At 64.6% G+C, this 21,369-nt stretch carries 23 protein-coding genes and 2 tRNA genes; 9 read left to right on the top strand and 16 right to left on the bottom strand.

What is annotated here, in order from left to right:
• Positions 1-48 precede the first annotated feature (48 nt).
• Positions 49-1,101, top strand: a complete 1,053-nt coding sequence (locus SB822_RS30155; RefSeq protein WP_090836118.1) for an NAD-dependent epimerase/dehydratase family protein — start codon at positions 49-51, stop codon at positions 1,099-1,101.
• 15 nt (positions 1,102-1,116) lie between these two features.
• Here the strand turns inward: SB822_RS30155 and SB822_RS30150 are convergent, their stop codons facing one another.
• The 6 genes from SB822_RS30150 to SB822_RS30125 form a co-directional block, all read right to left on the bottom strand.
• Positions 1,117-1,305 carry a hypothetical protein gene (locus SB822_RS30150; protein WP_007747542.1) on the bottom strand — a complete coding sequence of 63 codons (189 nt, stop codon included), beginning with the start codon at positions 1,303-1,305 and terminating at the stop codon, positions 1,117-1,119.
• 164 nt (positions 1,306-1,469) lie between these two features.
• On the bottom strand, positions 1,470-2,174 hold the full coding sequence (locus SB822_RS30145; protein WP_090836089.1) for a pseudouridine synthase: 705 nt from the start codon (positions 2,172-2,174) through the stop codon (positions 1,470-1,472).
• A gap of 137 nt (positions 2,175-2,311) precedes the next feature.
• The gene (locus SB822_RS30140) at positions 2,312-3,133 is read right to left on the bottom strand and encodes a glycine betaine/L-proline ABC transporter ATP-binding protein (protein WP_009769519.1); all 822 of its coding nucleotides are present in this window, start codon (positions 3,131-3,133) and stop codon (positions 2,312-2,314) included.
• 14 nt (positions 3,134-3,147) lie between these two features.
• Positions 3,148-4,137, bottom strand: coding sequence for an ABC transporter permease (locus SB822_RS30135; protein ID WP_090836090.1), 990 nt, complete (start codon positions 4,135-4,137; stop codon positions 3,148-3,150).
• Between the two features lie 41 nt (positions 4,138-4,178).
• Positions 4,179-5,216: an ABC transporter substrate-binding protein gene (locus tag SB822_RS30130; protein WP_090836091.1), complete on the bottom strand. Its 1,038-nt coding sequence runs from the start codon at positions 5,214-5,216 to the stop codon at positions 4,179-4,181.
• Between the two features lie 63 nt (positions 5,217-5,279).
• Positions 5,280-6,455: a mandelate racemase/muconate lactonizing enzyme family protein gene (locus SB822_RS30125; protein ID WP_090836092.1), complete on the bottom strand. Its 1,176-nt coding sequence runs from the start codon at positions 6,453-6,455 to the stop codon at positions 5,280-5,282.
• 208 nt (positions 6,456-6,663) lie between these two features.
• On the opposite strand from SB822_RS30125, the gene SB822_RS30120 reads away from it, so the two are divergent.
• The gene (locus SB822_RS30120; protein WP_007747526.1) at positions 6,664-8,094 is read left to right on the top strand and encodes a PLP-dependent aminotransferase family protein; all 1,431 of its coding nucleotides are present in this window, start codon (positions 6,664-6,666) and stop codon (positions 8,092-8,094) included.
• 114 nt (positions 8,095-8,208) lie between these two features.
• Positions 8,209-9,468: an MFS transporter gene (locus SB822_RS30115; protein WP_090836093.1), complete on the top strand. Its 1,260-nt coding sequence runs from the start codon at positions 8,209-8,211 to the stop codon at positions 9,466-9,468.
• Between the two features lie 22 nt (positions 9,469-9,490).
• Here the strand turns inward: SB822_RS30115 and SB822_RS30110 are convergent, their stop codons facing one another.
• Positions 9,491-10,429, bottom strand: coding sequence for an alpha/beta fold hydrolase (locus SB822_RS30110; protein ID WP_090836094.1), 939 nt, complete (start codon positions 10,427-10,429; stop codon positions 9,491-9,493).
• A 277-nt stretch (positions 10,430-10,706) separates the two neighbouring features.
• Between SB822_RS30110 and SB822_RS30105 the strand changes: the two genes are divergently transcribed.
• A complete protein-coding gene (locus SB822_RS30105; RefSeq protein WP_007747518.1) occupies positions 10,707-12,095 on the top strand; it encodes an amino acid permease in 1,389 nt (462 codons plus the stop codon).
• 149 nt (positions 12,096-12,244) lie between these two features.
• Here SB822_RS30105 and SB822_RS30100 read toward each other — a convergent pair.
• Together SB822_RS30100 and hemN are read right to left on the bottom strand one after the other, a co-directional pair.
• A tRNA-Leu gene (locus SB822_RS30100) sits at positions 12,245-12,329 on the bottom strand.
• 105 nt (positions 12,330-12,434) lie between these two features.
• A complete protein-coding gene (hemN, locus tag SB822_RS30095; protein ID WP_090836095.1) occupies positions 12,435-13,847 on the bottom strand; it encodes an oxygen-independent coproporphyrinogen III oxidase in 1,413 nt (470 codons plus the stop codon).
• A gap of 250 nt (positions 13,848-14,097) precedes the next feature.
• Here hemN and SB822_RS30090 point away from each other — a divergent pair, with 250 nt between their 5' ends.
• From SB822_RS30090 to SB822_RS30080, 3 genes are all read left to right on the top strand, one after another.
• On the top strand, positions 14,098-14,394 hold the full coding sequence (locus SB822_RS30090; protein ID WP_090836096.1) for a YkgJ family cysteine cluster protein: 297 nt from the start codon (positions 14,098-14,100) through the stop codon (positions 14,392-14,394).
• A 166-nt stretch (positions 14,395-14,560) separates the two neighbouring features.
• Positions 14,561-15,154 (top strand): DUF1439 domain-containing protein, encoded by a 594-nt coding sequence (locus SB822_RS30085; protein ID WP_090836097.1) that lies wholly within the window; start codon positions 14,561-14,563, stop codon positions 15,152-15,154.
• A gap of 81 nt (positions 15,155-15,235) precedes the next feature.
• Positions 15,236-16,072, top strand: a complete 837-nt coding sequence (locus tag SB822_RS30080) for an undecaprenyl-diphosphate phosphatase (RefSeq protein WP_007589521.1) — start codon at positions 15,236-15,238, stop codon at positions 16,070-16,072.
• A gap of 96 nt (positions 16,073-16,168) precedes the next feature.
• On the opposite strand, the gene trmB is transcribed toward SB822_RS30080, so the two are convergent.
• From trmB to SB822_RS30055, 5 genes are all read right to left on the bottom strand, one after another.
• Positions 16,169-16,966, bottom strand: a complete 798-nt coding sequence (trmB, locus tag SB822_RS30075; protein WP_410856250.1) for a tRNA (guanosine(46)-N7)-methyltransferase TrmB — start codon at positions 16,964-16,966, stop codon at positions 16,169-16,171.
• 185 nt (positions 16,967-17,151) lie between these two features.
• Positions 17,152-17,225, bottom strand: a tRNA-Gly gene (locus SB822_RS30070).
• 80 nt (positions 17,226-17,305) lie between these two features.
• Complete coding sequence (locus SB822_RS30065) at positions 17,306-17,869, bottom strand: YggT family protein (protein WP_007589519.1); 564 nt, start codon at positions 17,867-17,869, stop codon at positions 17,306-17,308.
• A gap of 137 nt (positions 17,870-18,006) precedes the next feature.
• Positions 18,007-18,327, bottom strand: a complete 321-nt coding sequence (locus tag SB822_RS30060) for an EthD family reductase (protein ID WP_090836120.1) — start codon at positions 18,325-18,327, stop codon at positions 18,007-18,009.
• Between the two features lie 170 nt (positions 18,328-18,497).
• Positions 18,498-19,436, bottom strand: coding sequence for a Rossmann-like and DUF2520 domain-containing protein (locus SB822_RS30055; RefSeq protein WP_090836098.1), 939 nt, complete (start codon positions 19,434-19,436; stop codon positions 18,498-18,500).
• A gap of 265 nt (positions 19,437-19,701) precedes the next feature.
• Between SB822_RS30055 and SB822_RS30050 the strand changes: the two genes are divergently transcribed.
• Complete coding sequence (locus SB822_RS30050) at positions 19,702-19,863, top strand: hypothetical protein (protein WP_007735200.1); 162 nt, start codon at positions 19,702-19,704, stop codon at positions 19,861-19,863.
• Between the two features lie 53 nt (positions 19,864-19,916).
• Here the strand turns inward: SB822_RS30050 and SB822_RS30045 are convergent, their stop codons facing one another.
• Positions 19,917-20,159 (bottom strand): hypothetical protein, encoded by a 243-nt coding sequence (locus SB822_RS30045; RefSeq protein WP_035537926.1) that lies wholly within the window; start codon positions 20,157-20,159, stop codon positions 19,917-19,919.
• Between the two features lie 99 nt (positions 20,160-20,258).
• On the opposite strand from SB822_RS30045, the gene SB822_RS30040 reads away from it, so the two are divergent.
• On the top strand, positions 20,259-20,549 hold the full coding sequence (locus tag SB822_RS30040; protein WP_090836121.1) for a hypothetical protein: 291 nt from the start codon (positions 20,259-20,261) through the stop codon (positions 20,547-20,549).
• Between the two features lie 124 nt (positions 20,550-20,673).
• Here the strand turns inward: SB822_RS30040 and SB822_RS30035 are convergent, their stop codons facing one another.
• Positions 20,674-21,351: a LysE family translocator gene (locus SB822_RS30035; RefSeq protein WP_007589507.1), complete on the bottom strand. Its 678-nt coding sequence runs from the start codon at positions 21,349-21,351 to the stop codon at positions 20,674-20,676.
• Between the last annotated feature and the right edge of the window lie 18 nt (positions 21,352-21,369).

The raw sequence follows: 21,369 nt of genomic DNA, 5'->3' as shown, positions 1-21,369 counted from the left end.
AGTCGGTAACCAATGCGTGCCGTGGATCGCGGCTACAATGCGTCCACGATGAAAGCGACACGAAAATTGCGCAGACCGCGCGTGCTGATCGTCGGTTGCGGCGATGTCGGCATGCGCTGCGTGCGGCAACTGCAAGGACGCGCGCGTCTCTATGCGCTCACCAGTCACGCGGAGCGCCGCGACGAACTGCGCGCGGCTGGCGTCACGCCGATCGTCGGCGATCTCGACGTGCGCGCGAGCCTTGCTCGTCTTGCGCGTCTCGCGCCGACCGTCCTGCATCTCGCGCCTCCGCAAAGAACAGGCGACGTCGACACGCGCACGCGCGCGCTGATCGCCACGCTGACTGCACCGCGTGTCCGGCGTGTCCGTCATCTTGCGACGGGGCGGTTGCGGCGCGCGCAGCACGGCATTCGTGCACGCAAAACATCCAGTATTGTACCCGACGGGGGGTATCCGGCTCCGCGGGCCGGGCATCGGCCGAGCCAGCGTTCGCGCGTCGTCTATGCGAGCACGACGGGCGTCTACGGCGATTGCGGCGGCGCGTGGCTCGACGAAACGCGCCCCGTCGCGCCTGCCAACGAGCGAGCGAAGCGCCGCGTGTCGGCGGAGACGCAATTGCGGCGCGCGGCCACTCGGCGTGCAATCACGGCGAGCATCGCACGCATTCCGGGCATCTACGCGGGCAACCGGCTGCCGCTCGCGCGGCTGGAAAAACACACCCCGGCGCTCGTCGATGCCGACGACGTCTACACGAATCACATCCACGCCGACGATCTCGCCGCGATCCTGCTGCGCATGTCGACGCACGGCCGATCGTCACGCGTGATCCACGCATCCGACGACACAACGCTGAAAATGGGTGAGTACTTCGACCGGGTGGCGGACGCATTCGGCATCGAGCGCGCGCCGCGTATCGCACGCGACGAAGCGGAACAGCAACTCGGCGAGATGATGCTGTCGTTCATGCGCGAGTCGCGGCGTCTCGTCAACACGCGTCTGAAGCGTGAGTTGCGCTTCAGGCTGCGCTATCCGAGCGTCGACGACTTTCTGCGTACGGTAGCGAGCCATAGCCGCACGCAGCCGCGCGCAGACAAGCCGTGACGGAAAGCGCAGCGATCAGGTGAGGGCAGGTAGCGCTTCCAGCAACAGGAAGCAGCAGAACGCACCGATCAGAGCAGCGACCAGATTCGGCTCGTACCTGTGCCGACGATGCATGACGGCCAACACGCCGCCAATCAGCAAAAGTCCGAGCCCGATGAACGCCATCATCGCGTATGAAACCGCCAGGTTGCCGTAGATGACCATGGCGCCTCCTTGCCAGCTTTGTAATCTTTGTTGATCCGAGTATAGGACGGGCGTTCGGAGCAAGCATGCTACGTCGCAGCGTTCTGCAAGGTTTTTGTAGCGTTTTTGTTCGGAATCCCACGTAGTCTCAATCACTTGAAACGATGAGGCCGGGCATTGATCGTTTACCCGTTCCGTAGTGCGCCCAGGTGAGACTCATCGAGCCATTGCCACGCGCCTTCAGCCAGCGACGCGGGCAGCGCGAGCCCGCCGACCCGCTCGCGATGCAGCGCCTCGACACGGTTGCCCGCCGCCGCGACCATCCGCTTCACCTGATGGTATTTGCCTTCCAGCACGGTGAGTTCCAGCGCGTGTTCGCCGCGCGCATGAGCAGCGACGGCCGCGATCGGCTTCGCTTCGCCGTGCAGCAGTACGCCTTCGCGCAACGCGGCGAGTTGCGCGTCGTCGAGTGGATGACGGGTCGTCGCGAGGTAGACCTTCGGCACCTTGCGTTTGGGCGACGTGTACGCGTGGACGAACTGGCCGTCGTCGGAGAGCAGCAGCAGGCCCGTCGTGTCCTGATCGAGCCGTCCGACGCATTGGACGCCGCGCGTCGCGAACTGCGCGGGCAACAGATTGAACACGCTCAGATGATGCTGCGGATCGCGCGAGCATTCGTAGCCCGCGGGCTTGTTGAGCAGGATGTAAGCGCGCTCACGATAAGGCCACGCCGTACCGTCGACTTCGAACGCCAGCGCATTCGTATCGACGTTGGCGTCGGGATCTGCGAGCGTCGCGCCGCCGACCGACACGCGGCCATCCGCGATCAATGCGCGGCACTGGCGGCGCGAACCGAAACCCTGGGAAAAGAGAACGCTTTCGAGATTCATTGGGGCGGGCAGAAGGGCACAGACGAACAGCGATGTATCAAACGTCGACGGCGTCCTTCGTGGTGAAGGACGCCGTCATCGCCTGCATTTTACCCGCCGCCTTGCGTTGCCCCGCCAGCGTCAGCGCAAGACCAAACTCAATGCGCGCCCGAGCGCCGTTCGACGAACCGCGCGACGTAGTCGTCGGCGGGTTTCGTGAGGATTTCGTTCGGCGTGCCTTCCTGCACCAGCGTGCCGTCGCGCAGAATCGCGATGCGGTTGCCGATGCGCAGCGCTTCGTCCAGATCGTGCGTGATGAACACGATTGTCTTGTTGAGCGTCGCCTGCAGTTGCAGAAGCTGATCCTGCATTTCCGTGCGGATCAGCGGATCGAGCGCGGAGAACGCCTCGTCCATCAGCAGCACGTCGGTATCGGCGGCGAGTGCGCGTGCGAGACCCACGCGCTGACGCATGCCGCCCGACAGCTCATCCGGGTAATGGTCGCCGTATCCGTCGAGCCCCACCTTGCCGAGCCACATGCGCGCCTTCTCGTTCGCCTCCGCCTTGCTCTCGCCGCGCGTGCGCAGCGCATAGGCGGTGTTGTCGAGCACGGTCTGATGCGGCAGCAGGCCGAAGTTCTGGAACACCATGCTCACCTTGTAGCGGCGCAGCTCGCGCAGCCCATGCGGATCGAGCTTGATGACGTCCGAACCGTCGATCACGATCTCGCCCGCCGTCGGCTCGATCAGCCGGTTGAAGTGGCGCACGAGCGTCGACTTGCCCGAGCCCGACAGCCCCATGATCACGTAGATCTCACCCGAGCCGATATGCAGGCTCACGTTGTTCAGCCCGACGTTGCAGCCCGTTTGCGCGAGCACTTCCGGCTTGGTCTTGCCGCTTTTCAGCAGGTCGAGCACGCGCTTGTGTCCCGCTTCCGGGCCAAAGAGCTTGTACACGTTCTTCACTTCGATCGATGACATGTCCGTGCCCTCCGTCAATCTGCCGCGCGGGTTTCGAGGCCGCTCTGCGTTGCGTTTTCGTTGCCCGTTGCCGTTGCTTCGTCTTCACGCGGCGCGCCTGCATTCCGATACGGAACGCGCGATGCCGCCTTCGCCCTGCGGCGCTGCGCGACGAGCCTGCGCGTGCGGCGGTCCTGCCCGTAGCCCTGGCTGATCCGGTCGATGACGATCGCGAGAATCACGATCGCGATGCCCGCCTGCATGCCCTTGCCGATATCGAGCGTCTGGATGCCCGCGAGCACGTCTTCGCCGAGTCCGCGCGAGCCGATCATCGACGCGATCACGACCATCGACAGCGCCATCATCGTCGTCTGGTTGATACCCGCCATGATGCTCGGCCGCGCGAGCGGCAACTGCACGTTGACGAGCAGCTGCCAGCGCGTCGTGCCGAACGCGCGGGCCGCTTCGACGACATCCCCATCCACATGCCGGATACCGAGATCGGTAAGACGGATCAGCGGTGGCAGCGCGTAGATGATCGTCGCGAGAATCGCGGGCACCTTGCCGAGGCCGAACAGCATCAGCACGGGGATCAGATACACGAAGCTCGGCAGCGTCTGCATGATGTCGAGCACGGGCAGCAGTACGCGCCGCATCCACGGGCTGCGCGACGCCCAGATGCCAAGCGGCACGCCGAGCACGACGGACAGCACGGTCGCGACGAGCATCAGCGCGAGCGTCTGCATCAGCTTGTCCCACAGACCGAAGCAGCCGATCACATACAGCAGCAGCACGAAAAACGCCGCGATGCCGATGCGCCGCGTCGCGTTCAGCGTCAGCAGCCCGACGGCGATCAGGATCGCCAATGCGGGCGTCGCGCGCAGCGCGCCTTCGAGCGGCACCAGCACATAGCGCAAGAGCGCCGTGCTGAAGTCGTGGAAACTGTCGCCGTACGCGGCGACGAACGATTGCACATGGTCGTTCACCCAGTCGGCGATCGACAGATGCAGGAAGATCGAATTCATGTTGAAACCCTCCGGTACGTCATGACGCGTCGGTGTCGATATCAGCCAGCCAGCGCGGCCTGAACCTTTTGCGCCACGTCGGTGGGCACCCATGCCTTCCACATATCCGGGTGATCGCGCAGGAACTGTTTCGCCATCGTCTGGCCGTCGATCTTCTTGCTCGTCATCTCGAGGATGGTCTTGTTGAGGAAGTCCATCGGGAAGCTGACCTTCGAGTAGGTGTCCATCAGTTGCGGCTCGGCCTGATAGAACGGCGTCGACACGCCGACCTTCAGATGCGATACGAGATACGACGACGCGCATTGCGACGTGCTGTTATCCGCGCGCAGCGTGTCCCAGCACTTCTGGTTGAACGCGGGCATTTTCAGCTGGACGAACTTGTACTTCGCCATCAGCGCTGCGGGTTCCCAGTAGTAGAAGAGGATCGGCTTGCCGCGCTGATACGCCGATTCGATCGCGGCATCGAGTGCCGCGCCCGTGCCGGGGCGGAAGTCGGTGTACGAGTCGTCGAGATTCAGCGTTTTCAGCAGGCGCCGGTTCACGCGCTCGCAGTCCCAGCCCGACGGGCAGTTCAGGAAGCGGCCCTTGCCCGGCTCTTCGTCGTCTTCGAACACGCCTTTGTACTTCGGCAGATCGGTCACCGAAACGAGGTTCGGCGCGACGGGCTTGATGTTGCGCTTCGCATCGCCCTTCACGACGTACTCGGGCACGAACCAGCCTTCATTGGTGCCGCCCGGCAGCGTGTCGCCGAGCAGCTTCACGTGGCCGTCGGCAACCGCTTTCGCGGTGATTTCCGAGCGGCCCGTCCACTGTTCGGACCACACCTGCAGATCGTCGCGCGCCAGCGCCGTTTCCGTCGCGGCCGTGTTGCCGGGGATCGTGTCCGTCTTGCAGCCGTAGCCTTTCTCGGTGATGAAGCGCAGCACTTCCGACGTGAACGAGCCGCTTTCCCACGTGACGCCCGCAAAGCGCACGGGCTTGCCCGCCGAGCACCAGGTGCCGGCATGAGCGGCGGCGGGCCATAACGCGCCGGCGGCGAGCGCGACCGTGGCGGCGCGCAGCAGGGATCTGATCTGCATGGTGTGTCTCCGATTGTGATTGGATAGTTGGCGCTGTCGTCGAGCGCCTTTCAGGTCGAGGCGTCAGCCGTACGTGTTACTGGAACTGAGCGTCGCGGCAAGGATGTCTTCGTCGATGGAAAGACCGAGGCCCGGCGCATCGGACAGCGTGATCCAGCCTTCGCTGTCGATATCGATCGGGTTCATCAGCATGAAGTCGCGGCGCTCGATCGACCATTCGGGTGAGTCGTACGGAAATTCGATGAACGGCGCGCTCGCGGCGCCCGCCGTCAGATGCAGGTTCGCGGCGAGGCCGATGCCGTTGCCCCACGTGTGCGGCGTGAAGACCTTACCGTGCGCCTCGACGGCTTGCGCGAGCTTGCGGAGCCCTTCCATGCCGAGCGAGCACGCGACATCCGGCTGGAACACGTCGAGGCAATCGCGCGCGAGCAGCTGATCGAACTCGTAGCGCTCGCGCGTCATCTCGCCGCCGGCGATGCGCAATGCCGGCGACACAGCCTTGCGCAGCCGCGCCATGCCGTCGTAATCGCCGCGATGCAGCGGCTCTTCCATCCAGTAGACGCGGTGCTTTTCCAGTTCGCGCGCGACGGCGAGCGCTTCATCGAAGGTCCACGGCGCGGCCGTGTCCCACGGCATGCGCCAGCCCTGGTTGCAATCGACCATCAGTTCGATCCGGTCGCCGACGGCTTCGCGCACGGCGGCGAGCACGGCGAAATCGTCTTTCAGTTGCGAACGTCCGAATCGGATCTTGAGCGCCGGAAAGCCGCGGTCGACGACATGCAGCGCCATGCGCGCCATTTCATCGGGGCGGCGATGCACGCCGCTCGACGCGTACGCGCGAATCCGGTTGCTACGCCCGCCCGCCATCTGCCAGCACGCTTCGTCGCGAATTTTTCCGGCGAGGTCCCACAGCGCGATATCGAGCGGCCACGGACGGCCGGCGTGAAAGCCGATGTTGTCGAGCACGGCGCTATGACGCGCGAGGTCGAGCGGATCGGTGCCGATGAACAGATGCTGATAGTCGGCGAAGCCGTACATCGCGTCGCCCGAGCCGATGCCGACGTGGCCGGCGTCGTCGTGCACGCGCACGATCGTCGCGGGAAATTTGCGGCGCGGCTGGCTATCCCACGAGGCGGGGAACGGCGGATCCAGCACCAGTTGATGGTGCGTGACTTCGATGCGGGTGATGCGGGTCGTTTGCGCGGTCCGGCTTGCGGCCTCGCTTGTTGCGCGATCCATCAGGCGTCTCCTCCTGAATTGACGCAGTGCGGCATTCAATGCGATGCGCAATGCGTTTCGAATGGGATAAGAATGACGCCATGCTATGAAGGTGACGCAGGCAACTCAATCGCTTCAATAAAAGTAAATGACTGCATCCAATTCTGGGATATGCGTTGCGTATCATCCGAATGACACAACTCAACGAACTTCCGGAGACCGTCGCATCATGGCGATGAATGCCTGGCTGCCAAGAATCGAGGCGGGCAGCGAACCGAAATATCAGGTCATTGCGCGCGCGTTCGCGCAGGCCATCCTCAACGGGCAATTGCCCGCCGGCGAAAAGCTGCCGCCGCATCGTTCGCTTGCAAGTGAACTGAAAGTGACGACGGGCACGATCAGCCGCGCTTATGCCGAACTGGAACGCCAGGGCCTCGCGAATGCGCGCGTCGGCGACGGCACGTATGTGGCGCAGGCGCGCTCGCGCGAGCTGCCGCCCGCCGCCAGCGGTTATGCAACGTTGCGTCCTGGCGCGGTCAGCGCGCCGCCACTGATCGACCTCGGCCAGAACGTGCCGCAATCGACGGAAGAAGCGGCCGCGCTGTCCACGACGCTCGCCGAGATCGCCACCGACCAGCGCCTCGCGGCCGAACTGCTGCAATACGCGCCCGAAGCCGGCTCGATGCGCCATAGGCTCGCGGGCGCCGCGTGGCTCGGCCGTGCGGGCAGTCCGGCGAGCGCCGCGCGCGTGCTCGTCACGCAGGGCGCGCAGCATGCGCTCGCGTCGGTGCTGCGCGCCGTCACGCGTCCGGGCGACACGGTGCTGGCCGAGGTGGTCAGCTATCCGGGCATCATCGCGCTCGCGCGGCAACTGCGGCTGCATCTGGTCGGCGTCGAAATCGATCAGGAAGGGCTCGTGCCCGCCGCGCTGGAACTCGCGTGCAAGTCGCTGCATCCGCGCGCGATCTTCTGCGTGCCGACCATCCACAATCCGACCACGGCGACGATGTCGGAGCAACGGCGCGACGCCGTCGCGGAAATCCTGCAGCGGCACAGCGTGCTGCTGATCGAGGACATCGTCCCGGCGATGCTGATGGAAGCGCCGCCCGAGCCGCTCGCGGTACGCATGCCGGAGCAGGCATTCCTGATCGCGGGGCTGTCGAAGTCGGTTGCGCCGGGGTTGCGGGTCGGCTATCTGCAGGCGCCGAGCGCGTGGTGCTCGAAGATCGCCGCCGTGATCCGAAGCGACTGCTGGATGACGGCACCGCTGATGGCCGAGATCGTGTCGCGCTGGATCGAAAGCGGTGAGATGGATCGGCTCAACGCGTTGCAGCGCGCGCGAATCGATGCCGAGCACGCGATCGCGAACGAAGCGCTCGAAGGCGTCGCGTACCGGCACGCGACGACCAGCTCGCACCTGTGGTTGCCGCTGCCCGAGCCGTGGCGCGCGGCGGAATTCGCGGCGGCGCTGCGCCAGGAAGGCGTGCTCGTGAAAACGGCCGACAGCTTCGTGATCGGCCGCAATGCCGCGCCGCACGCGATCCGCGTGTGCATGAGTGGAGCTGTCTCGCTCGATGCGCTCGCGCGCGGCCTCGCGCTGATCCGCACGACGCTCGATCACGGGCTGGAAAGCGGAATGGCGTCGTCGTATGCGCCTTGATGCGGGCCTGCGGCACGTTGTTGTCTGACGGAATCACAGAGCAAGAAGCGGAGCGTAACGATCGGCTGAAACCGTGACGATGGGTTTTTCGTCATCGCGTCACGGAGGCTGCCGATGCGCTTTCCCTTGCCGTTTTCCTCATCTCGAGCGAGCTTGCCCGCGCCATTCCACCAGCTCGCGTGGTCGAACCTGATCGCACAATCCGCCGAACAGATCAGTCTTGCCGCCGCGCCCCTCGTCGCCGTATTCACGCTCGGCGCGACCGCGCGCGATACCGGGCTGCTGCAAACCGCGCAGACCTTGCCCTTCCTGTTGCTGTCGATACCGCTTGGCGTCTACGCCGACCGCCGGTCGCGCCGCGCGTTGATGGCCGTTTCGGAAGGCGTGCGCGCGCTGGCGATGGCGTGCGTGCTGCTGCTCGTGCTGGCGCATGCGTTGACGCTGCCGTTGCTCGCCGTGCTCGGCTTTCTCGGCGCGACGGGCACGGTGGCGTACAGCGTCGCCGCGCCGGCGCTCGTGCCTTCACTCGTTTCGCGCGATGTGCTTCCCGTCGCGAATGGGCGGATCGAGCTGGCGCGCAGCGTCGCCTATTCGGCGGGGCCGGCGCTCGGCGGACTGCTGGTCGGCTGGATCGGCGCGGGTTGGGCCTACGGATGCGCGGCGGCGCTCTCGACGCTCGCGGCCGCGTTGCTGGCAGGCTTGCGTGAGCCGCCGCGCGCGGCGAAGGCAACGCGCCATTTCATGCTCGAACTGCGCGACGGAGCGCGCTTCGTGTTCGGCGACGCACTGCTGCGTCCGATGCTCGCGACGGCCGTGTTCTTCAACATCGGTTTTTTCACGCTGCAGGCGGTGTACGTGCCTTATGCGGTACATCGGCTGGGTTTGAGCGCGTCGGCCATTGGCGCGACGTTGGGCGCGTTCGGCATCGGCATGGTGTGCGGTGCGCTCGCCGCGCCTTCCGTCGCGCGGCGGATGGCGTTCGGGCGCATGTTGCTCGTTGGGCCGTTTTGCGGACTGGCCGCTTCGCTTGTGATGGTCGCGACGCTTGCCGTGCCGTCGTTCTGGCTCGCGGCGGCGAGCTTCTTCCTGATGGGCGCGGGGCCGATTCTATGGACGGTCGGGTCGACGACGCTGCGTCAGGCGATCACGCCCGCCGGCATGATGGGCCGCGTGTCGGCGCTCAACAGCACGGCGACCTACGGCGCGCGGCCCGTGGGCGCGCTGCTCGGCGCGGCGATCAGCGCGCGCTTCGGCATGGATGCCTGCCTCGTCGCGGCCGCGCTCGGCTTTGCGGTGCAGGCGTGGATCATCGTGATTTCACCGGCGGCGCGGCTCGCGCGGATTCCGGACGGCGCCGCGGTGCTGTCGCCCTGAAGCCGCAAGCGCCGCACGGCCGTCATTCCTTGCCGAACTCCTTCGCCGCGCGGTCGATCGCATCCGCCGTCGCGCCCGCATGCGCGACGGGCACCAGATGGCTCGACGGCGTCTCGACGATCGTTGCGCCGATCCGGTGCGCCATCCAGCGCTGGATTTCAGGCGGCACGGCGCGGTCGCGCGACGTCACGATGTAAAACGACGGCTTGTAGCGCCACGCGGCTTGCGTCGCGCGCTCGTCGAAGGCTTTGGCGGCGATCGGCTGCTGCGCGGCGACCAGCACGCGCGTCAGGGTTTCGGGCACGTCGGCGGCGAAATCGCTGTGGTATCGCGCGGGATCGAGCCACAGAAAGCCGGTGCTGTCCTTGATCATCGCCGAGCCGATGGGCGCCTGCGGGCCGCGCTTGAGGATATCGACCGCCGACTCGCCGACGTCCGGCGCGATAGCCGCGACGTAGACGAGGCCGACCACCTTCGACGCGTCCGGTCCCGAGCCGGCTTCCGTAATCACGACGCCGCCCCACGAATGCCCGACCAGCACGGTCGGACCGGATAGTTGAGCGAGCACCCGTCTGGTCGCGGCGAGGTCGTCGGCCAGCGACGTCAGCGGAATCTGCACCGACGCGACCCGATAGCCCTTCTTCTGCAGCCGCGCGATCACGCCGTTCCAGCTCGAACCGTCGACGAACGCGCCGTGCACGAGCACGATGTTCTGCACTGGGCCGCTCGGCGGCGCGGCTACGGCGGCGGGGCGGGGCGCGGGCGCTGGAGCCGGTGCCGCTGCGGGTGGCGGCGGTGCAGGCTCGGCGGCGGCCGGCGCGGGCGGTGCGGGTGGCACATCCGGCGCAGGTGCGGCGGTCGGCGCCGCCGCTGGCGCGGGTTGTCCCGTCTGCGCGAACACGCCGGTTGTGGCGACGCAAGCGCCAAGGAGAACGGCATAGAGCAGACGTTTCGGCGACATGGCGACTCCATCGGCTGGACGGGATTCTGCGAACATACCGAACGCAGGCCAGGGTGACAACCGCTATCACACGGAGTTTTCGGACACGTTGCGCAACGGTTTGGCGGTTGCGTGGAAATCTGTCGCGGCGGCGCCGGTGCGGGTGCAGCGCGCCACGAGGCGGAACGCGCCGGGCGTGCCCGATAGGTGGGCACTACGTCGGAGGGTACAATTTACGGTTTTTCCAGACGGGTTTTGCCCGGGCAGTGCGTATTTCAATGCAGTGGAGTGAGACATCTTGAGCAACGGACAGCAGCATGACGGCCTGAAGCGCGGGCTGAAGAACCGGCATATCCAACTGATTGCGCTGGGCGGAGCGATCGGAACGGGCCTCTTTCTCGGATCGGCGGGCGTGTTGAAGTCGGCGGGACCGTCGATGATTCTCGGCTACGCGATTGGTGGCTTCATCGCGTTTCTGATCATGCGGCAGCTCGGCGAGATGGTGGCGCAGGAACCCGTCGCGGGTTCGTTCAGCCACTTCGCGTATAAGTACTGGGGCGATTTTCCTGGCTTCCTGTCGGGCTGGAACTACTGGGTGCTGTATGTGCTCGTCAGCATGGCCGAACTGACGGCCGTCGGCACCTATGTGCATTTCTGGTGGCCGGAAGTGCCGGCGTGGGTGTCGGCGCTCGTGTGTTTCGTCATCGTCAACGCGATCAACCTCACGAACGTGAAGGCGTACGGCGAGACCGAGTTCTGGTTCGCGATCATCAAGGTCGTGGCCGTGATCGGCATGATCGTATTCGGCGGCTATCTGCTGCTGAGCGGGCATGGCGGTCCGCAGGCGTCGATCTCAAACCTGTGGAGCAAGGGCGGGTTCTTCCCGTATGGGTTTCATGGCCTTTTCATGATGCTCGCCGTGATCATGTTCTCGTTCGGCGGGCTGGAGCTGATCGGCATCACGGCCGCCGAAGCCGACGATCCGCAGAAGAGCATTCCGAAGGCCGTGAATCAGGTGATCTACCGGATTCTGATTTTCTACATCTGCTCGCTGGTCGTGCTGCTGTCGCTGTATCCGTGGAATCAGGTGGCGGAAGGCGGCAGCCCGTTCGTGATGATCTTTTCGCAGATCGGTGCAGGGTTGACGGCGAATGTGCTTAACGTGGTCGTGCTGACGGCGGCATTGTCCGTGTACAACAGCGGTGTCTATGCGAATAGCCGCATGCTGTACGGCCTCGCCGAGCAGGGCAACGCGCCGCGCGCGTTGCTCAAGGTTGATCGCCGCGGCGTGCCGTATATGGCGATCGGCCTGTCGGCGGTTGCGACGTTCGCTTGCGTGATCATCAATTACCTGATTCCCGCGAAGGCGCTCGACGTGCTGATGGCGCTGGTCGTCGCCGCGCTGGTGCTGAACTGGTCGCTGATCAGCCTCACGCATCTGAAGTCGCGTCGCGCGATGCTCGCGCAGGGTGAGACGCTCGTATTCAAGTCGCTGTGGTTCCCGGTCGGCAATTGGATCTGTCTTGCATTCATGGCGATGATTCTCGTCATTCTCGCGATGACGCCAGGACTGAACGTGTCGGTGCTGCTGGTGCCCGTGTGGCTTTTCTTGATGTGGGTCGGCTATGTCTTGAAGCGCAGGCGCGCGGCTGCGCATCAGTTGGCGGGTGCGGCGGGCGGGCGCTGAAGCGCACCGCATTTCTGACACTGTCGATGAAACAGAAGCCGGATTGGCCGTAAGGCGATCCGGCTTTTTTGCGCCCATGGCGCGCGGCCAGAAAACACAAAACCCGCGGCATCTAACGATGAACGCGGGTTCGTGTGAAGCAGAAACTCTGGTGCCCAGGGCCGGACTCGAACCGGCACGCCTTGCGGCGGGGGATTTTGAGTCCCCTGCGTCTACCTGTTTCACCACCTGGGCTTGTGTTGCGGCCTTTGCAGACTGTCTCGCACGGCTTTGACACCAAGCGAAGACGCAGATTATGGCGGAAAACCTGTCGGCGGGCAAGCCGACCTGCCCTCGCGGCTAGACCGTCCGCGAAAAGCGCTGCATCGCCTGCTGGCCGAGATAGCGGTCGAACACCATCGCGATGTTGCGCACGAGCATCCGCCCGGCGAGTTCCACATCGAGCCGCCGTGCGCCGATCTTCACCAGCCCGTCGTCCTCGAAGGCGCGCAGCCGCTCCAGTTCCGGCGCGAACGCGTCATGAAAGCGGATGCCGTACGCAGCTTCGAACTCGTCGAAGCGCAGTTCGAGATTGCACATCAGTTGCGTGATGATGTCGCGGCGCAGCCGGTCGTCGGCGGTGAGGCGCACGCCACGTTTGATCGCCAGCTCGTCTTTGTCGATTGCCGCGGCGTAGCCCGTCAGGTCTTTCGCGTTTTGCGCATACACATCGCCGACCTTGCCGATCGACGACGCCCCGAAGCCGATCAGATCGCATTCGGCGCGCGTGCTGTAGCCCTGGAAATTCCGATGCAGTGTGCGCCTCGCCTGAGCGCGCGCGAGCTCATCGGTAGGCAGCGCGAAATGGTCCATGCCGATGTAGACATAGCCCGCGCCCGTCAGACGCTCGACCACGAGCCGCAGCAGCGCAAGCCGCTCGGCAGGCGAGGGCAACGTGGACGCATCCATCTGCCGCTGCATCTTGAAGAGCTGCGGCATGTGCGCGTAGCCGAACACGGAGAGCCGGTCGGGCGCGAGTTCGAGCATCGTATCGAGCGTCCTGCTGAAGCTGCTGACCGTCTGATACGGCAGCCCATAGATCAGGTCGACGCCGATCGAATGAAAGCCCGTCGCGCGCGCGGCGCAGATCACGCTGGCTGTCATCTCGAGTGGCTGGATGCGGTTGATCGCGCGCTGCACGACGGGATCGAAATCCTGCACGCCGAGACTCAGGCGGTTGAAGCCGAGATTTCGCAAATGCACGATGGTCTTCGGCGACGCTTCGCGCGGATCGACTTCGATCGAGAACTCGCCTTCGGCGTCGCTGCGCAGCAGGAAGTGCTCGCGCGTCGTCGCCATCAGCTCCGTCATTTCGTCGTGCGACAGAAACGTCGGCGTGCCGCCGCCCCAATGCAGTTGCGACACCGGCCGCGCGGTATCGAACAGAGACGCCTGCAACGCGATCTCGCGCTTGAGCCGCGCGAGATACGGCGCCGAGCGCGCGCGGTTCTTCGTCACGACCTTGTTGCAGCCGCAGTAGAAGCAGACGGTGTCGCAAAACGGAATGTGGAAGTACAGCGACAGGTCGGTTTCCGTCGCGCCTGTGTCGGCGGCGGCGCGGCGATAGTCGTCGAGCGGGAAGTCGTCGCGGAACTGAAGGGCGGTCGGATAGGACGTGTAGCGCGGGCCGTTCGCGCTGTATTTAGCGAGCAGGTCGGGGCGGAACAGCGAATCCGCCGAGGGGAAGAATGGGCCGGAAGGAGCGGTGTTCATCGAAGGGTCTCCAGACGCCCGCCGGATGATGCGCAAGCCGCTTCGGATGCGGCTCGCTGTGACGCTCGGGTGAACAGGGCAGGCGCCGCGCGAGCGTGGGTTGAGCTCGAACGAGTGTACGGGAGCACATGCGCGAGAGATCGGGTAAAAAGGTCGCACTCGGCAGATGGCACAATGCTGGTTTGATCGGCGTCAAGTTTTCGAACGATTTATCCGCCGTTTAGCGTGTTCGTGTTTCAGGAAGTGCGTAGTGTCCGTCCATTTGTCTCAACCGCCGTCCGCGACCGCGGATCACGCGTGCCGCCCCGATTGCGGCGCGTGCTGCATCGCGCCGTCGATCACCAGCCCGATTCCGGGCATGCCGAACGGCAAGCCCGCAGGCGTGCGCTGCGTGCAGCTCGGCGACGATCTGCGCTGCGCGATTTTCGGCCAGCCGGAACGTCCGGCCTGTTGCTCGGGTCTACAGCCGCAGGCGGAAATGTGTGGCAGCTCGCGCGCTGAGGCGCTCGTCTGGCTCGCGCGTCTGGAGGCCGACACGCGGCCGTGATCGCGGCCCGGCTTTTTGCACAGCGCATCCGCTGGAAAACAGTCACTCGAATCCGTGCGCCGACAAGGTCCCGTATGGGCCGATCGGGTCCGGGAAAACAAGCAACACCGACGCGGCGCGCGCCGTTTCACAGCGGCCATCGTGCATGGCCGACAGGAGAATCCGCATGACCCAATCCGCTGCGCCCGCACGGCGCCGCTTTCTGATTTCCGTGTTGTCCGCCTGCGCGGCCGCGAGCGTCACGGCGCCACTCGCCGCATGCGCAACGTCGACGTTTCCGTTTATTCCGGATCACTACACGTTTTCGCAAAAGCAGGTTCAGGACGCCGTCCAGCGCAAGTTTCCGTATCAGCGCACGGTGTCGCAGGTGCTCGATGTCGCGTTGAGCAATCCCGTCGTCGGCTTGCTGCCCGATACGAACCGCGTGTCGGTGCGGGTCGATGCGCGGCTCGCCAGTCCGTTCCTTCAGCAGCCCGTGAACGGCGTGCTCACGCTGTCGAGCCAGCTCGAATACGATCCGCAGAGCCGTTCCGTCGTGCTGCGCTCGCCCAATGTCGACAACGTCAGCGTCGACGGCAACGCGCAAGCCTACGCGCAGCAGATCAACGCGGCCGCCGCGCTGATGGCCACCCAGCTGCTGGCCAACTATCCCGTCTATACATTCAAGCCCGAGCAGCTGCAATTTGCCGGAGTGAACTACGAACCCGGTACAATCACGGTCCTTACAAACGGCATACGCGTGCAGATCGTCGAAAAGTGACACATGCGCGGCCGGACGGCCGCGCCATCCTTGCTGACGCGGCCGCGCATCGCCTACCAACTCCAAGCTAAAAGGCCACGGATGGACTGGATACTCACGTTGAAGGCGCTGATTCTCGGCGTCGTGGAAGGCTTGACCGAATTTTTGCCGGTGTCGAGCACGGGTCACCTGATCGTCGCGGGCAGTGTTCTCAACTTCGATGTGCCGCAGGAAAAGACTTTCGATGTCGTGATCCAGCTCGGCGCGATTCTCGCCGTCTGCTGGGAGTTCCGGCAGCGCATCGTCGACGTCGTGTCGGGGCTCGGGACACGGCCTGAGGCGCGCCGTTTCACGCTCAACGTGATCATCGCGACGATTCCGGCGATCGTGCTGGGTCTGCTGTTCGAGAAGTCGATCAAGGCGGTGCTGTTTTCGCCCGTGCCTGTCGCGCTTGCGCTGGTGGTGGGCGGCGTACTGATTCTCTGGGTCGAGTCGCGGCAGCGCAACCGGCCCGACGTCCAGGCGCGCGTGCATTCGATGGACGACCTGAGCCCGCTCGACGCGCTCAAGGTCGGCCTCGCGCAATGCTTCGCGCTGATTCCTGGCATGTCGCGTTCGGGTTCGACGATTATCGGCGGCATGCTGTTCGGGCTGGACCGGCGCGTCGCGACCGAGTTCTCGTTCTTCCTCGCGATCCCGATCATTTTCGGCGCGACCGTCTACGAGCTCCACAAGGGCTGGCACGAACTGTCGACGGATGCGCTCGGGCTTTTCTCGATCGGCTTTCTGGCGGCGTTCGTCAGTGCGTTTGCGTGCGTGCGCTGGCTGCTGCGCTACATCGCGGCGCACGATTTCAGCGCGTTTGCGTGGTATCGGATCGGCTTCGGTCTGTTGATCCTGCTGATCGGCTACAGCGGCGGGTTGAGCTGGGCGGATTGAGGTTCCTGCCGCTTCTCTGATAGTCCTGCAGATGTAAAAACGGCCTGCGGTTTGCGAACCGCAGGCCGTTTCTGTTTCTGAAGCCGATGTTGCGCTTCAGCTATTCGGGCGACGTTTGTAAATCAGATCCCACACGCCATGCCCGAGGCGCAGGCCGCGCTTCTCGAACTTCGTCACAGGACGGTAGTTGGGGCGCGGCGCGTAGCCATCGGCGGTGTTCTCCAAAGCGGGCTCCGCGCCGAGCACTTCGAGCATCTGCTCCGCATAGTTCTGCCAGTCGGTCGCGCAGTGGATATACGCGCCCGGCTTCATGCGCGACACCAGCAGCGCGACGAACTTCGGCTGGATCAGGCGGCGCTTGTGATGACGCGCCTTGTGCCACGGATCGGGAAAGAAGATGTGCACGCCGTCCAGACTCTGCGGCGCAATCATGTTTTCGAGCACCTCGACGGCGTCGTGCTGGATGATGCGGATGTTCGACAGGTTCTGGTCGCCCATCAGCTTCAGCAGCGCGCCGACCCCCGGCTCGTGCACTTCGACACCGAGAAAGTCGTCGTCGGTGCGGTGCGAAGCGATTTCGGCCGTGGTCGCGCCCATGCCGAAACCGATCTCCAGAATGCGCGGTGCGCGGCGGCCGAAGATGGCCTCCCAGTCCTGCTGCTCAGCCGTGTAGGGCATGACGAAGCGAGGGCCGAGTTCGTCCATCGCGCGGCGCTGTCCCGTCGACACGCGGCCAGCACGCGTCACGAAGCTGCGGATGCGGCGCAGGTGCAGAGCGTTGTCGGGCGCGGTGGCGTCGGCGGTTTCGGCCGGTTCGGGCAGTTCAGTCGGGTTGTCGCTGGAAAACTCGGAAGGATCGCGCGGCAGGCCGGCTTCGTTCGGATCGTGAATCATCGTGATGAAGACAAGGGTGGCGGCGGGAAACGGCTGTGCGTGAGGGCGCGTCATTCGAGCGTCGTACGACATTCGCAGCAGGACGCACGCTATAAAAAAGCCGCCTTCAGGGAGGCGGCTCTCACGCTGGCTTCTCCGCCTGGTCTCTCCGCCAGTGCGTGCTGCGGCAGAGGAGCGGCTGAAATTGGAGCGGGCGATGGGAATCGAACCCACGGCTCTAGCTTGGGAAGCTAGGGTATTACCATTATACGACGCCCGCAGAGCGCGCTATTTTACGCGGTTTCGGCGGCTTTGGGCAAATCGCCGGATGCGCAGCGCACCCGGCGCGCACCTACCCGTTCAGATGCCGAACAGCGTCAGCGACACGGCGGCGCGCGTCACGACCATCAGCAACACCTGGACGATCACGAACAGCAGGATCGGCGACAGATCGATGCCGCCCAGGCGCGGCACGATCTTGCGCAGCGGATCGAGAAACGGCGCTGTCAGCTGATACAGGATCGGCATGGCGGGCGAACGCGGATTGAGCCACGACAGCAGCGCCATCAGAATGGTCAGCCAGATCAGCAGGTTGAGTGCCCATTTGATCACGGTCAGCAGCGCGACGATCAGCAGCGACGGCATCAGTCCGAGCGGATCGACGCCGACGATCGCCACCATCAGCACGACATACACGAGCGACGTGAGCAGCGTGGCGACGATGCTCGCCCAGTCGATCCCGCGCGTGCTGGGAATGATCTTGCGCAGCGGCAGCACGAGCCAGTTGGTCACTTGCATCACCGCGCTCGACACCGGGTTGTACGGCTGCATGCGGATGAACTGGAGCCAGGCGCGCAGCAGCAACGCCGCGCCGAACAGCGTGAAGATGGTATTGAGCAGAAAACGGGCGATATCGCCGAACATCGTGGGTCCTTTCCTTCAGAAAACGTCCCGTCAAGCGGGACGCATGGCGCCGGCGGGCCGGCGGACGGCTGTAAACATCGAGCGCGCGACGTGCATTGCGCGTCTCACCAGAATGGTTGTGCGCGCCCGTCGCGGCGCTAGACCGCGACCTTGACTTCGCTAATCAGGATCTTGCCGTTGCCGCCGTCCGTGTAATTCGGAATGTCGGCGAGCAATGTGTCGCTGGCGGGTTTGAAGACTTCATAAAACGCGTCGGCGGTATCGAACAGGAAATGTCCGGCCGCGACGAACGGCGGCGGCGAGCCCGGCGGCCCGGCGTTGATGCCGATGTCGACCGACCAGCCCTTCAGCGCCGCGCCGAACAGCTTCGCGGCGAGCGGCATGTGCGCGCCGCAATAATAGTCGACGTCGAAACGTCCGCCTTCTCGATACGGATAGAGGATGCTGACCTTGATCATTGTGCGTTCTCGTCGATTGGTCGCGATGCGCAGGAAGGCGTCGTGCGCCTGCTGCGTATCGTTGCTCGCGTGGTGGTCCAGCGTTGCCGGCGGGCCGTCCGTGCCGCCGTGCCCCGTAAGGGACGGCAATCATGAAGGCCCGCTCATGCCGGACGTCACATTATCACGGCTTACTCGGCGCTTGCACCTTTCGCCGCGCCTTTGAGCGTGCGGGTCAGCGAGCGCTCGACTGCCGCGCCGATGGCGTCGACGGCGGCGGGCGGCGTCGCGCGCAGGCGCGCGAGCGCGACCGCCCGCCGCGACATCAATCCGAACAGCGCGCCATGGTCGCCGCCCATTTCCTCCATCAGCGACAGTTGCTTTTCCACCACGCCCAGGTCGCCGCGCGAAACCGGTCCCGCGAGCGCGTTGGCGAGGCCCCGGTCGCGTGCGGTTTCGAGCGTGCCTGCCATCATCGGGAGTAGCGCGCGCAGCGCGTCGTGTTCGTCGAAGCCGAGCTTGCGCCAAAGATTCACATTCTCAGCCAGACTGCATAAGGCAAAACTCGCCGCATAGTGGGCCGCCGCGTGATACAGAAGCCGGCCGCCGGCGGGAATCGACAGCGGATGGCAGCGCAATGCGGCGGCGAGTGCCATCAGCGCGTCCTTGAGCGCGCCGTTGGCCTCGATCGTCACCGAGCACCCGGCGATGCGATCGACATCTGTCAAATCGCCACTGAACAGGTAAAGTGGATGAAAACCGCCGATCGACGCGCCCTGGTCCCGAGCCGGGGCAAGCAGTTCGACGGGCGACGCACCGCTGCAATGCACGACGGCCCAGGCTTCCTTGCCGGGCGCCGCGCGGGCGGGAAACGTGAGTGTGTTCGCTGTCGAACCGATGCTGTCATCGGGTACGGTTAAAAAGAGTATGTCCGCCGACTCGACGATCCGCTGAGGGTCGTCATACGCGGCGCAGGATTCGATCTGACTGGCGAGTTGCCGTGCCGATTCGGGCGAGCGGCTCGCAATGGCCGTGACGGGATATCCGGCGCGTGCGAAGCCGAGCGCAAGACAGCGCGCAATCCGGCCCGCGCCGACGAAGCCCAGGCGTGGCAAGGAGGGCTGGGACATGGTTCCTGCTCCCGACGGACTGAGGACGGAAGCTGGAGTATCGCGCTCCAATAAATACAGGGCGCAAACTGGCGGTTTCCGCACGTGGTTTGGGCGCATGCAGACGTGCGTTTCGCGGTCAACTGATGCTTTCAGGGCCGCTCGCGAACACACGGTCGTGGCAGCACGGGCAAACAGGCGCGAAAACTGCCTCAGGATTTCCGTAGGAGTGAATTGGCAGTCACCTTGGTTTTCAATGTCTCGCAGTCAGAATCGGGAGGTCACGATGAGCATCTTTGCTTACCGAAAGCACTTGCGGTTCCTCACGCATTCCCAACGCCGTCGCTGGTGGGATCAGAAGAAGCGCCTTACGCCACGGGTCAAGATCAGCGGCGCTTATGTGCCGCCTAACGTCACGCGCGAGTTCACCTACGTGAAAGTCGGTTGACGCTCGTTTCATTTCCGATCACGCGAAACGCCCGGCCACGCGCCGGGCGTTTTTCATTGGCGGGCGCTTTTTCGCTTCGGCGGCTCCTGATGCGAGCCCGCAACACCCGTCGGTGAATTTTGTAAATAAACATTACCGAAGCGCGCCAGGCGCGACGTGCAAAGGCGGTCAGGACGCCCGATTCGCAAGCGATCGACGGCCAAGCCCTTGATTTTCGCGATGATCTGCATCATCTGATCAATATAGAAAGAGCGCTGACCGACGAACCGCTTTACGGTAATTGCAATTTGCAACAAATGCAGACAACGGCATGCAGGCTTTTTCGATAAATTGAATTCAGAGCATGTCCGTCATGCGACCCGGTCGTGGTGGCCGAGCCGCCAGGAGAAATACAAGTGAAGAAGATCGTTCCGTTTATCGCTGCAGCCGCACTCGGGGTGGGTATGGCCACTGCGGCGCAGGCGCATGTGTCCGTCGGTATCGGCATCGGTGTGCCCGTGGCGCCTGCTTATCCCGTGTATGCCGCGCCGCCTCCCGTGTATTACGCGCCGCCGCCTCCGCCCGTGGTTTATGCACCGCCGCCCGTGATCTATGCGCCGCCTGTCGTAGTCGGCGGGTATTACGGCGGCTATCACCGGCCTTATTACCATCACGGCTATTACGGCCGTCCGTACTATCGCTATTGATGTTCTGGCTACGTAGCACATCGGCGCTACGCAGGCTGAATGGAAAAACGGCGCAACGCCGGCTGACCGCCGCGTTGCGCCGTTTGCATTTCAGGGACCGATAGCGTCGCGGGCGCGACTCCTGTCAGCTCGCCGCGTGCGCCGTCTGCACGATCAGATCGTGGTAGCCGTTGACGATCACGCTGTACGAGAAATAAGCGAACAGCAGCGCCGATAACACGTGACAGATGCGCAGCAGGCCCGTGCCCGCGCGTTTGCGCCCGTGGCTCGCCAGTCCGCAGATGAAAAGCGTCCAGCATAGTCCGCCGAGAAAAAAGCCGCCGAGGAACACAGGCGCAGTCGTCACCGTCGTCGCGCCGGCCTTGGCGATCAGCGCGCCGCCGACGGCTGCAAACCACAGGATCGCGCTCGGCGACGAGACGGCGAGCAGCACGCCGCGCAGGAAGCCGCGGGTCGGATCGAGATGCGGCGTCGACGCGTCGGCTTCACCTTCGACGGGCGGTGCCGAGGCCGGAACCAGCGCCTCGCGCGCCATCTTCCACGTCAGAAAAAGCAGGATCGCCGCGCCGCCGATCCATACGACCCAGCGCACCGATTCGAACTGCAGCAGCGCCGCCATGCCCGCAAGCGCGAGCGCCGCGTAGATGAGATCGCCGAAACAGGAACCGAGGCCGAGCCAGAAGCCGGGCCTGAAGCCGTGCGACAACGTCAGCGAGATGATCGCGACGTTGACGAGACCGATATCGAGGCACAACGACAACGACAGAAAAAAACCGTCCGACAACATCGACAAGCTATGCATCCGTCCAACCGTGTTGAT

Source organism: Paraburkholderia sp. SIMBA_054 (assembly GCF_046534875.1).
In the GTDB taxonomy this organism is placed as follows: domain Bacteria; phylum Pseudomonadota; class Gammaproteobacteria; order Burkholderiales; family Burkholderiaceae; genus Paraburkholderia; species Paraburkholderia hospita.
Note: the sequence above shows the minus strand (reverse complement) of the source record. Positions and strands in the feature narration are given on the sequence as shown.

Excerpts from the sequence above, each read along its gene's own strand:
- SB822_RS30080 (WP_007589521.1), top strand. The coding sequence starts at position 15,236 with ATGGACTGGATACTCACGTTGAAGGCGCTGATTCTCGGCGTCGTGGAA.
- SB822_RS30120 (WP_007747526.1), top strand. The coding sequence starts at position 6,664 with ATGGCGATGAATGCCTGGCTGCCAAGAATCGAGGCGGGCAGCGAACCG.
- SB822_RS30035 (WP_007589507.1), bottom strand. The coding sequence starts at position 21,351 with ATGCATAGCTTGTCGATGTTGTCGGACGGTTTTTTTCTGTCGTTGTCG.
- SB822_RS30145 (WP_090836089.1), bottom strand. The coding sequence starts at position 2,174 with ATGAATCTCGAAAGCGTTCTCTTTTCCCAGGGTTTCGGTTCGCGCCGC.
- SB822_RS30085 (WP_090836097.1), top strand. The coding sequence starts at position 14,561 with ATGACCCAATCCGCTGCGCCCGCACGGCGCCGCTTTCTGATTTCCGTG.
- SB822_RS30050 (WP_007735200.1), top strand. The coding sequence starts at position 19,702 with ATGAGCATCTTTGCTTACCGAAAGCACTTGCGGTTCCTCACGCATTCC.
- SB822_RS30140 (WP_009769519.1), bottom strand. The coding sequence starts at position 3,133 with ATGTCATCGATCGAAGTGAAGAACGTGTACAAGCTCTTTGGCCCGGAA.
- SB822_RS30125 (WP_090836092.1), bottom strand. The coding sequence starts at position 6,455 with ATGGATCGCGCAACAAGCGAGGCCGCAAGCCGGACCGCGCAAACGACC.
- SB822_RS30055 (WP_090836098.1), bottom strand. The coding sequence starts at position 19,436 with ATGTCCCAGCCCTCCTTGCCACGCCTGGGCTTCGTCGGCGCGGGCCGG.
- SB822_RS30065 (WP_007589519.1), bottom strand. The coding sequence starts at position 17,869 with ATGTTCGGCGATATCGCCCGTTTTCTGCTCAATACCATCTTCACGCTG.
- SB822_RS30150 (WP_007747542.1), bottom strand. The coding sequence starts at position 1,305 with ATGGTCATCTACGGCAACCTGGCGGTTTCATACGCGATGATGGCGTTC.
- SB822_RS30110 (WP_090836094.1), bottom strand. The coding sequence starts at position 10,429 with ATGTCGCCGAAACGTCTGCTCTATGCCGTTCTCCTTGGCGCTTGCGTC.
- SB822_RS30115 (WP_090836093.1), top strand. The coding sequence starts at position 8,209 with ATGCGCTTTCCCTTGCCGTTTTCCTCATCTCGAGCGAGCTTGCCCGCG.
- SB822_RS30130 (WP_090836091.1), bottom strand. The coding sequence starts at position 5,216 with ATGCAGATCAGATCCCTGCTGCGCGCCGCCACGGTCGCGCTCGCCGCC.
- SB822_RS30155 (WP_090836118.1), top strand. The coding sequence starts at position 49 with ATGAAAGCGACACGAAAATTGCGCAGACCGCGCGTGCTGATCGTCGGT.
- SB822_RS30060 (WP_090836120.1), bottom strand. The coding sequence starts at position 18,327 with ATGATCAAGGTCAGCATCCTCTATCCGTATCGAGAAGGCGGACGTTTC.
- trmB (WP_410856250.1), bottom strand. The coding sequence starts at position 16,966 with ATGATTCACGATCCGAACGAAGCCGGCCTGCCGCGCGATCCTTCCGAG.
- hemN (WP_090836095.1), bottom strand. The coding sequence starts at position 13,847 with ATGAACACCGCTCCTTCCGGCCCATTCTTCCCCTCGGCGGATTCGCTG.
- SB822_RS30135 (WP_090836090.1), bottom strand. The coding sequence starts at position 4,137 with ATGAATTCGATCTTCCTGCATCTGTCGATCGCCGACTGGGTGAACGAC.